9 protein-coding genes are annotated in these 10,529 nt (G+C 46.7%); 3 read left to right on the forward strand and 6 right to left on the reverse strand.

All coding sequences use genetic code 11. The annotated features are described in order from the left end of the window. Positions 1–474: 474 nt before the first annotated feature. The 4 genes from RIG27_RS13780 to RIG27_RS13795 form a co-directional block, all read right to left on the reverse strand. Complete coding sequence (locus RIG27_RS13780) at positions 475–606, reverse strand: hypothetical protein (protein ID WP_446345970.1); 132 nt, start codon at positions 604–606, stop codon at positions 475–477. A gap of 180 nt (positions 607–786) precedes the next feature. Continuing rightward, entirely contained in the window at positions 787–2,496 is a 1,710-nt protein-coding gene (gene bicA, locus RIG27_RS13785) for a bicarbonate transporter BicA (RefSeq protein ID WP_446345972.1), read from the reverse strand. A gap of 358 nt (positions 2,497–2,854) precedes the next feature. Continuing rightward, complete coding sequence (gene gghA, locus RIG27_RS13790; RefSeq protein ID WP_446345974.1) at positions 2,855–5,314, reverse strand: glucosylglycerol hydrolase; 2,460 nt, start codon at positions 5,312–5,314, stop codon at positions 2,855–2,857. A gap of 178 nt (positions 5,315–5,492) precedes the next feature. After that, entirely contained in the window at positions 5,493–6,230 is a 738-nt protein-coding gene (locus RIG27_RS13795; RefSeq protein WP_446345976.1) for an LmeA family phospholipid-binding protein, read from the reverse strand. 148 nt (positions 6,231–6,378) lie between these two features. Between RIG27_RS13795 and RIG27_RS13800 the strand changes: the two genes are divergently transcribed. Both RIG27_RS13800 and RIG27_RS13805 read left to right on the forward strand, forming a co-directional pair. Continuing rightward, positions 6,379–7,146 (forward strand): pseudouridine synthase, encoded by a 768-nt coding sequence (locus RIG27_RS13800; RefSeq protein WP_446345978.1) that lies wholly within the window; start codon positions 6,379–6,381, stop codon positions 7,144–7,146. A gap of 42 nt (positions 7,147–7,188) precedes the next feature. Further along, on the forward strand, positions 7,189–7,980 hold the full coding sequence (locus tag RIG27_RS13805) for a helix-turn-helix domain-containing protein (protein ID WP_446345980.1): 792 nt from the start codon (positions 7,189–7,191) through the stop codon (positions 7,978–7,980). Positions 7,981–8,135: 155 nt separating this feature from the next. On the opposite strand, the gene malQ is transcribed toward RIG27_RS13805, so the two are convergent. Beyond that, on the reverse strand, positions 8,136–9,644 hold the full coding sequence (gene malQ / locus RIG27_RS13810) for a 4-alpha-glucanotransferase (RefSeq protein WP_446345982.1): 1,509 nt from the start codon (positions 9,642–9,644) through the stop codon (positions 8,136–8,138). A 159-nt stretch (positions 9,645–9,803) separates the two neighbouring features. Between malQ and RIG27_RS13815 the strand changes: the two genes are divergently transcribed. After that, entirely contained in the window at positions 9,804–10,232 is a 429-nt protein-coding gene (locus tag RIG27_RS13815) for an NUDIX domain-containing protein (RefSeq protein ID WP_446345984.1), read from the forward strand. Positions 10,233–10,306: 74 nt separating this feature from the next. Here RIG27_RS13815 and RIG27_RS13820 read toward each other — a convergent pair whose 3' ends face one another. Beyond that, entirely contained in the window at positions 10,307–10,462 is a 156-nt protein-coding gene (locus tag RIG27_RS13820; RefSeq protein ID WP_446345986.1) for a hypothetical protein, read from the reverse strand. Positions 10,463–10,529 lie beyond the last annotated feature (67 nt).

The following is a 10,529-nucleotide window of genomic DNA, read 5'->3' on the forward strand; positions in this document are numbered from 1 at the left end:
CCTTTAAAATGTCGGGGTGAAAGGTGGAGTCGGGCTGGTTTTGTAGCAAGATGATGGGTGGCTCCATTTATTTTATCCCTAAACCCGCCCCTACATTGGATTTTCTGTCCCGATATCAGATGTTCCGATTAACCTGAAACCTGATCACAAAACTAACCTGATTGTTAACCGCGATCGCACCTTAAAAATGTCGGGGTGAAAGGGTGGAGTCGAGCGGGTTTTGTCGAAAGATGATGAGTGACTCCATTAATTTTATCCCTAAACCCGCCCCTACATTGGATTTTCTGTCCCGATATCAGATTTTTAGATTAACCTGAAACCTGATCACAAAACTCACCTGATTGTTAACCGCGATCGCACCTTTAAAATGTCGGGGTGAAAGGTGGAGTCGGGCGGGTTTTGTCGAAAGATGATGAGTGACTCCATTAATTTTGTTCCTAAACCCGCCCCTACATTGGATTTTCTGTCCCGATATCAGATTTTTAGATTAACCTGAAACCTGATCACAAAACTCACCGGATTGTTAACCGCGATCGCACCTTTAAAATGTCGGGGTGAAAGGGTGGAGTCGGGCGGGTTTTGTAGCAAGATGATGGGTGACTCCATGTTTATTGACCAGTCTAAGCTGTTCGGCATTTAAACCGTAATGTCAATAAGGGCGCAATCCTTGTAGTGCGTTAAGCGAAGCCATGCCGCAGGCTTTGCATCTTGCTCGCTACTAATACCCAATTTAAATGCATGACAGCTTAATCTAAAAGCGCTAAAGCGCAAACAAACTACAAACTATTAAGCCTGAGAACTGGTGAACTGATCTCCCTTTTCCTCATAGCTGAAGCCTTGCTTTTCACGCACCATTGCTAACCCTTCTCGTAGTGCTGTCAGGCGATCGCCCATCCAGTGATGTCCAGGAATTAAGCCCGCAATGCCTAACTTTTCTAACCGACTTTTTATCTTCCCAGTTGCGCCAACCACGATCACCTCTCGCCCTTCATCAATTGCCTCTTGAATCGCATTTTCAATCGCTAAGGAAGACGTAACACCCAGGATCGGAACTTCACTTAAATCGACAATCAACACATCATAATTGGCAATCGCGTTGTGTTCTCTAGAAATCGCTTTGGCGACACCAAAAATCATTGGTCCACTCAGATGAAAGAGTAACACTCGTCCATTCGCTACATCTAAAATCTGCTTTTCTTCATCATCGAGAACAATCTGGTCATCAGCATCTGTCACCGCTTTAACTGCATTAGATTGGAGTTTGGATAGATTTTCGATGGTCAAGATATTGGCAATAAATACGCCAACGGCTACAGCGATCATTAAATCCACAAACACCGTTAGCAGTACCACACCATAGACAATCCCGGCTGCTTTCCAAGAGATTTTGTGAACTCGCTTGAGAAAGCCCCAATCAATGATATTAATCCCAACTTTTAAAACAATTCCCGCTAAGACAGCAAGGGGAATTGTAGAGGTTAAAGGAGCCGCCCACAACACCACGATGAACAGCACTAAAGCACGGCAAATACCCGATAACGCCGTGCGTCCACCCGCTTGGATATTTACCACTGTAGCGGTGGTTGCTCCCGATCCAGCGATACCACCACATAAACCTGTAATTAAATTAGCAACACCTTGACCGACTAACTCTTTGTTGGATTTGCAATCCTGTCGCGTCAAACTTTCAGAGACAAGACAGGTTAATAGGCAATCGATAGAACCTACCGTCGCCAATACTATCGCATTCACGAACATTAACCGCGCATTTCCCGGCGTAAAAGCAGGCATTTGTAGCTCAGGTAAACCCGGTGTAATTTCTCCAATCGTGCCGATTGTGCGAATCTCAACACCACTAAAGAAAATCAGCGAAATGGCTGTCCCAATCACTAAAGCCACCAATTGGGGTGGCATCACTTTTTTAAATTGGGGCGGGTACAAGAACAGAATCGCTAAGGTGATGGCTCCTAAAATCGTTTCCCAAGGATCGATATTCGTGATTAAAGTAGGCAGATTTTGGATTACACCCAAGACACCCCCAGGCGGAGTTTCTTGTCCTAAAAAAGGAGCCAGTTGCAGAAAAATCAGAATCACGCCAATTCCGGTCATAAATCCGGAAATGACGTTATAGGGCAACATGGTAATATATCGCCCCAAACGCAATACCCCAAAGATGATTTGAAAGACTCCTGCCATCATCACCACAGTAAATGCCAGGGCGAGATAATTGTCCGGATTATTCGCTTGAAGTCCAGCAATTACAGCAGTTAAAATAACCGTCATTGGACCAGTTGGCTCAGAGATCAGGCTCGGTGTACCCCCAAATAAAGCGGCAAAAAATCCAACTAATATTGCCCCCCATAACCCCGCCGCCGCACCAGCACCCGAAGCGATTCCGAAGGCTAATGCCATGGGTAAGGCAACAACAGCCGCCGTCAATCCGCCAAAAATATCTCCTTTTAGGTTACGAAAGTGAATTTGATTGGTTATTTGCATGAAATAGTGTTCTCGATTAACAAATTACTGTTACCCAAAGGAATAACTTATAAGTCAAAAATTACTGATGTTCCAGCATCTTTAGGGACATAACCCAGGACTTACGGAGCCACAGTTAAGGTGCGTTACGCTTCGCTAACACACCCTACCTATAGAGCCTTTGCGTAAGTCCTGTACCCTATCCCCACCCGAAGCCAGGTTGATGTATAAGTTCTCATCGATTATTGATGAATACCCACAAGGAAATTTATGATTTCCATAGAGTATATCATGGGCATTTTACAATTTGCAATAAAATAGAACACTGTAGGGGCACGACAGATCGTACCCCTACGATAAATACGTCCAAAACCTGAGACTATTCGGATTGACTCACTCGCTTTAACAGCACCGCTTGAGAATCGGCTAACTCAAAGCAGCGTAAATCTGCCAAGTGATCACCCTCCAAACCCGGAGACGCGATCGCGACTTGCCATTCGCTCATCTCCAATTGCAACCAGTCTCCCACGGTAACAGTCATCGGTTCTCCCCCCATGTGCGCTACCAGGGCGATTTGTTGATCATGATCATCAGGATTACTGCGAACCCCGTAATATACCGTCCGTTCCTCATCACTGATTTTATTGAATCGATCAATTCCAGCTAAATTGTGAACTAACCAGGGATGAGCATGGCGGAAACGACGCAAGCTAAGGTTATACTCTGTTCTTACCGGATCAAGCTTGTCCTCATAGTGAGAGACATTACACAGTTCGTAACAGTCTTCCATGAACATCAACGCGAATGACTTAAGCTTTTCAATCGTCAACGCTTTCAAGAAACTCACCATTTCTGGCTTATTCAACTTTTTCAGCTGTTCAATATCACACTGATCCGTATTGTCTCCCAAACAGAACTGGCAAGCTTGCACCACTTCAGCGAGATTGTAGTCCTTTTCAGTCATGGCAACTTGCAGCGCCCTGCCAAACTCCTGTAATTCCTCTAGCTGACTAAATCCCAAGGACTTCAACCGACTGAAACTATCCGGTGCGTCATAGAGTTCCGGCGTCACTTGCCAATCCAGGAACCCAATTTCTTCAGAAACCACCTTAACCCCATAGCGTTCATCGGTATTGCGGAAAAACATCCACGGGGCGTGCATTGTCGCATTGATAAACTCCATGGGCAATCCCGGACTGAACCCATACACCCACAGCGTCACCGCCGGGTTATCATAAGCATTGTTTAACACCTCTGGTAGCGTACTGCCTAAATTCCAATTAATCTGGGCATCTAGCGGGATTTGATTGCCTCGGCGCACGGTATCATGATTGCCACAACCCGTGATCCAATGATCCCCTTCAAAGATCACCTCACACACCCGTCGCCACTTGCGATCCCAAAACTTTTGTAAGGCTGGGGTATTATGGGCAAAAATCAGGGGTCCCCATTGGAACGATTCCGGTTTCAGGTGAATTAATTCCCGGTACGTCGAAATATCTTCCCATCCTTCAGCGGGCCAGGGACGACCATCTTCAAAAATGGTGAATAAGAGTCGTTGATGTCCTTCAATGCCCTGGACGACATCACTCATCGCCAGGAGATAGGCGTCATCATATTCCACCAATCCAGATAGAGGATTAAAGAAGCGGAAATCTTGACCCCCATCAATCCGAACTCCATCAGCGCCCGTATTAATTTTACGCCGCTGCATTTCCAAAAACATCGCCCGTACCGTCGGTAACTGATGGTTCAAGTCTTGACCATACATATTCGGTCCTTTGAGGAACTGGCGATGCAGGAGTAACTCGGATTGGTTATCCGCATGACCATAAACCAGGTCATAGATAATTTGAATCGGACCAGTGGGAAAATTATGCAGGGTAGCGATAAAGTCTACCAATTCATCGGGACGCAAGCTACCCAAGAGCGCTGCATTTGTAGCACTCGATCCCAAAATGGGTACGTCATAACCCCAATCCTGGGTATGGGGTTTTTTCAGCTTAATTTGCAGGTCATCTTCATCTTCAGCAATACAGACAAAAAATTCACTTTCTGGACTGTATTCATCTCGATACTCAATCGTAGGTTCTATGGGCAATAGCTGAATCGCGTCGTACCCCACATAGTTTTCCTCGGCTGGGGTTAAGGGGAGATTTCCGGCTAATTTACTGGCAATTTGGCGATAAATACGGGTTAATCCCTCAACCGTGCCCTCCTGAGAGGCAGTGCCAATATGAATCTGTAAAATGTTCCGGGGGGCTGGCACACGCGGAAGCGTTAGGGGATCAGAGGGGACGCTGGTGGCTTTGAAGTAATCCAGATCAGCTCGTTGTTTCTGTAAGCTTGCCATATCATACAGTTCAGCCGGTCCAAACACCCCATAAGGCATGGAATAGGGAATTGTATCCCGAATCGCTTGTAGGTTCCCTTGTTGATCGACAAAGCGCAGCCAGTAGAATGATCCCATTTGGTCTCGGTTCCCTGGGCACATCCCAGCGACGACACCCCAATAGTATTCCCCTTCTTGTTGTAAGAATAGGCGATCGCGGCGAAAGGTGACGGTTTGCTCAACAGCCCGACAATCAATCGGAGCAAGGGGGGTTAAGACTTCCAGATAGATTTCCATCTTCCGCATCACCTGCGCCAATAACCGGGGTGTCCAGAAGCCAATTTCGGTTAACCCATCGGGACGGTAATGCGCCCCCAAGCGTTTAGCGATGGCTTGAGCTTTTTCAAAATAGGTGGCGTCTGAATGTTCAATGGTAGCTGCCCAATCTATGAGTTCTTGGGTGGCATCTTCAACCAATTGAATGGACGGTTTAGTATCAACTTTCACAGTAACTTAATCTCGCAACCACTACCCAACTGCTGTACGGGTAACTAAATCCTGACGTTCGGGATCGGTGTACCTGTACGGCAATTCCCGTCAAGTTTAACAGTCCCACAGCTTCTCTGAGAGTAAAACAATTTTCCGGTTGCCCCAACACTCTCAAGGATGAAATCGACTCCACCCATTAAGGTATGATTTTGATACAGCCGCGACAAATTAATTGTCCTGGAGTTAGAGTCAATTCTTTTAGATCAACCTCTGAGCCTAAATCAATCGTGAAATGTTCTAACGTTATCGGAGGCTGTTGAGCGTTAATTTGAATCTGGAGGGGGTGGAGTCGCAGTTGTTGAGGTGTTGCCAGTTGAATGCCCGCATCAATCACAATGGAGGTTTCTCTCGTCGGATGGTGCATCAGTGTCCCCTTGAGAGTTAGTCGCTCCCCATCAATACGAATCTGCTGCCAGTTCATTTCAGACTCACCCAGGGGTGGATACTGATCCGGTCGATTATAAGATTTAATAAATGTATTCAGTAAATCCGTTAAAGCATTTGATAATAAAGGAGCGCCCAGAGAGGCTTGCAGGTCATTCTCTTGCAGTACGAGTTGAGCCGCGACTGGTACAGGTTCTAGGAGGCGTAGGGGTTTGCCTTTAAACACTTGAGTGAGATTGAAGCGAATATTTCTACCATCTAGCTGGATTTGCGACAAGTGTAGTCCTTGATAGATAGCACGACGAGCCGCAATAGACACAGTAGGAATGTGTCCTCGCAGAATTTGCCGATCGCGACCCATCAGTTTAAACTGTAGTGTTTCCACGGCATCCACTTGTGATCGCAGCCATAATTGCACGGCGGGGGATACCACTGTGCTAATCATCCGGCTGCCTTTGTCTGTCCCAGCTTTTGATTGATTAACGCCCATTGCCACAATTCCGGATCAATCCTGTATTCTGACACAACTGGGATAGTCTCCGAGCAAGGCAAGGAGTCGATCAAAAAACCAAACGCTTGCAATTCTCCGCATTCTTGTAATATTTGTACATGAACTAGCTTATACAGGTAGTCAAGCCATGGAGGAAAGAGTACAAAAAATTCTCTCACAGTGGGGTATCGCCTCACGGCGTCAAGCTGAGAAAATGATCGTAGCAGGACTGGTTCGGCTAAATGGCACTCTGGTGCAGCTAGGGCAAAAAGCGAATCCGGAAACGGATTTGATTGAAGTTAATGGTCAACGGCTCAAACCCAGTAATCGTCCTCAGGCAATTTATCTGTTGCTCAATAAACCCGTGGGTGTAGTCTCTACTTGTCGGAATTATCGGGTGTGTAATACCATTCTTGAGAAGCGTCGTACAGTTCTTGATTTACTGCCAAGCACGATTAGACAAGGTCAGGGCATCCATCCAGTAGGACGGTTGGACATGGAATCTACAGGAGCGTTAATTCTGACAAATGACGGAACACTAACCTATAAACTGACCCATCCTCGCCATCACGTTCCCAAGACGTATCGGGTTTGGGTCAAGGGTCATCCTTGTGAATCAATTCTCTCGGCTTGGCGTCAGGGTGTGGACTTGTCGGGTAGAACCACTTTACCTGCTCAAGTTCGAGTACTCAAACAGCAACCCGAGCAAACACTCTTAGAAATTGTCTTGACCGAAGGGAGAAACCGTCAAATTCGTCGAGTTGCTGACCTGCTAGGCTATCCAGTAATCCATCTGCACCGCACGGCAATTGGTCCGATTCAATTACAACGACCCGGTGAACCGATACTGCTCAGTGGTCACTACCGTTATCTTGAAGAATTTGAAATCCGCTTCCTCCACAACCGAATTCACTAACCCTTACGAAAACGTGCCAGCAGATATCAAGGAGTACCGTGTATGAAGGAGAATACGAGTCATTTGCAGCAGGAACAAGTTGAGAAGCTCGAAGTCATAGGCGCCCGCCTACGTCAGTTTCGCCTCGAACAGTCGATTTCCTTAGAAGAAGTTGCGGCTCAAACCCGAATTCAGACACGGCTTTTACAGGCGATTGAAGACGGAAAGATCGACCAGTTGCCGGAACCTGTCTACATTCGCGGCTTTATCCGGCGATTTGCCGAAGCCCTGGGACTCAATGGTACAGAACTTGCCGATGCTTTTCCGGTGGGAGCGAGTCTCCAGTTTATCAGACCTCGTTGGCGGTATTTACCCTCGGCTCAATTGCGACCGCTTCATCTCTACCTGCTCTATATTCTGTTGGTGATTGGTTCGGTCAGTGGTTTATCTCACATTCTCAATCGCTCGGCAGTGCAAGTGATTGAAGTTGAGAATGCCCCCTCTGCCCAGCAGTTTCCGACACCGAAAAAGCCCGAAACCAGACCACCGAAACAGTCCCTTGATATTAACCAATCGGCGGAAATTAGTCATGCCAGCCAAGATGGTAAACCGGTGCAGGTGGGTGTTACCCTGAAGGCTCAGTCCTGGATTCGAGTCGTTGTGGATGGTAAAACAGAATTTGAAGGCGTTTTGCCAGAAGGTACCCAGCAGACTTGGGTGGCGGATCAACAACTGATTGTCCGGGCGGGTAATGCCGGAGGCGTCCTGGTCGAGTTTAATGACCAAAGTGCTAAACAAATGGGCGCCCCCGGTGCGGTTGAGGAAATGACCTTTGCAGCTAATCCTCGGTCGTAAAACTGACACAAATCTACCAATACCGGGTGAAATCTATTGAATGTGACACTTTTATCATACAACCATAAGTTTTTGTCTTCCGGAAAAATAAATCTGAGGTATTTTTCCGGAAATATCTCGAAATTACCTGTGAATCAGGCTCTAATCATCAACCCTCAACCATCATGGGGTGTCCGACCATAAGTATAAATCAGGGTTTTGATGCGATCGCGCAGTTGGTCAGTTAAGATCTGTGCTCGATAACGCCATTTCCAGTTTCCCTCAGATGTACTCGGACGGTTCATCTGAGCCTCTGTACCCAAATCCAAGAAATCTTGCAAGGGAATCATGGCAAGATTGGCGACACTGCTGTAGGCTAACCGGATTAAATCCCAATTGATACCTTCGTCACTTAATCCCCCTAAGTAACGAATCGCATTTTCTCGTTCATAGTCGGGGATCTGGTTAAACCAGCCGATTGTCGTGTTATTATCATGAGTCCCGGTATAAATCAGACAGTTGCGCTCCAGGTTAAAAGGTAAGTAAGGATTATCCGGACCGCCACCAAAGGCAAAATGTAAAATTTTCATCCCCGGAAATCCAAATTGATCCCGCAATGCCTCAACTTCAGGCGTAATCACCCCTAAATCCTCAGCAATAATCGGTAACCCTTCTAATTCCCGCTTCAGGACTTTGAAAAATTTAGCTCCTGGTCCTTTGACCCAGCGCCCATTCATGGCAGTTTCTTCACCTTGCTCAACCTCCCAATACGCCTCAAATCCGCGAAAATGATCGATTCGCAGTACATCGACGTACTCAAACATCATCTTCAGGCGCATGATCCACCAGTGATAGTTATTCTTTTCCATGCGTTCCCAGTCGTAAATGGGGTTCCCCCACAATTGACCGGTTTCACTGAAATAGTCTGGGGGAACACCCGCCATCAGCGAAGGTTCGCCTGTTTTCTCATCAACGGCAAACAGTTCTCGGTTTGACCAGACATCCGCGCTATTATGAGCGACATAAATCGGGATATCGCCAATAATTTGGATATTGCGGTCATTGGCATACTGCTTCAACCATGACCACTGACGGAAAAACTCAAACTGGAAGTACTTTTGCTCATAAATGCGATCGCGTAACCGTTCTCGCCACTCCTTCACCGCTTGCGGTTCGGCTTTAGCAATGTTTGGCTCCCATAAATGCCAACTCACATCATCAAAGGTGTTGTGGAGTGCCATAAATAAGGCATAATCCTCGAGCCAGTAGGCGTGACGCTGACAAAATTGATCGAATTCCTCCTCTTGTTCCGGGGAAGCTTCCCGCTTAAAGCGATCGCAGGCTTTGAGCAGGAGCGATTTTTTCAGGGGAACGGCTCGCTCAAAGTCAATATAATCTGGGGGAAACTCCGGTAGATGAGCTAAGTCTTCATCTGTGAGTAGCCCCTTCATTTTCAGTTGTTCTGGGCTAATCAACATTGGGTTTCCCGCCATGGCGGAGTAAGACATATACGGCGAGTTACCAAACCCCGTGGGTCCGACGGGCAAGATCTGCCAGAATTGTTGATCACTCTCTACCAAAAAATCAATAAATTGATAAGCCGGTGAGCCTAAGTCTCCGAATCCATAAGGACTGGGGAAACAGGTAGGATGCAGCAAAACACCACTCGATCTAGGAATCTGCATAGAGGATAGACCATAGTACAGCAAAGCAAGTCCTATCGACATTAGCACGCTAGGGAGACGTTAAAAAAGAGCCATCGTGGTAGATTTAACTCTGGCGATAGAGGTATTCTGAAAACAATGAACCCAACGCGATCGCTACCTGTTACCTGAACTTGGCTTGTGACTTACCGAAATCCCGTTCCCACCGTCGATATCATTGTCGAACTCATGGATCGACCCTCGCGACCGATTATTCTGATCGAACGCAAAAATCCTCCCCTAGGCTGGGCAATTCCTGGTGGCTTTGTCGATTACGGAGAGTCGGTGGAAACAGCAGCGGTTCGCGAAGCGAAAGAAGAGATTGGCTTACAGGTGGAGTTAATTGAGCAGTTTCACGTCTATTCGGCTCCTGATCGCGATCCGCGTAAGCATACGCTCAGTGTTGTGTTTCTAGCTACCGCCACAGGTGAGCCCCAAGCGGCTGATGATGCTAAGAATTTGAAGATTTTTAATCTGTGGGAGATTCCCTCGAATCTATGTTTCGATCATGACCAGATTTTACGGGATTATCGGTATTACCGCCATTATGGGGTGCGTCCTCGTTATTGAGGAGCTGGGGAAGATGGGGGAGATCGGGGAGATCGGGGAGATCGGGAAGTTGTGAGTTAACTCAAAACTCTACCTTACCCTGTTGCCTGTTCTCTGACGAATGACAAATGACAAATGACGAATGACAAATGACAAATGACAAATGACAAATGACAAATGACGAATGACAAATGACAAATGACAAATGACAAATGACAAATGACAAATGACAAATGAATGCGATCGCACAAACTCTAACACCGATTGTGGGTGACTCTAACCTTTACCAGGGGGATAATTTACCCCCGCTATGGCAAG

Origin of the sequence: Coleofasciculus sp. F4-SAH-05, from assembly GCF_040222985.1 — a bacterium.
Taxonomy (GTDB): domain Bacteria; phylum Cyanobacteriota; class Cyanobacteriia; order Cyanobacteriales; family Coleofasciculaceae; genus Coleofasciculus; species Coleofasciculus chthonoplastes.

What these genes read in the sequence shown, in the direction of transcription:
- RIG27_RS13780 (WP_446345970.1), bottom strand. Translation starts at nt 606, where the DNA reads ATGGAGTCACCCATCATCTTGCTACAAAACCCGCCCGACTCCACCCTT.
- bicA (WP_446345972.1), bottom strand. Translation starts at nt 2,496, where the DNA reads ATGCAAATAACCAATCAAATTCACTTTCGTAACCTAAAAGGAGATATT.
- RIG27_RS13795 (WP_446345976.1), bottom strand. Translation starts at nt 6,230, where the DNA reads ATGGGCGTTAATCAATCAAAAGCTGGGACAGACAAAGGCAGCCGGATG.
- RIG27_RS13800 (WP_446345978.1), top strand. Translation starts at nt 6,379, where the DNA reads ATGGAGGAAAGAGTACAAAAAATTCTCTCACAGTGGGGTATCGCCTCA.
- RIG27_RS13805 (WP_446345980.1), top strand. Translation starts at nt 7,189, where the DNA reads ATGAAGGAGAATACGAGTCATTTGCAGCAGGAACAAGTTGAGAAGCTC.
- malQ (WP_446345982.1), bottom strand. Translation starts at nt 9,644, where the DNA reads ATGCAGATTCCTAGATCGAGTGGTGTTTTGCTGCATCCTACCTGTTTC.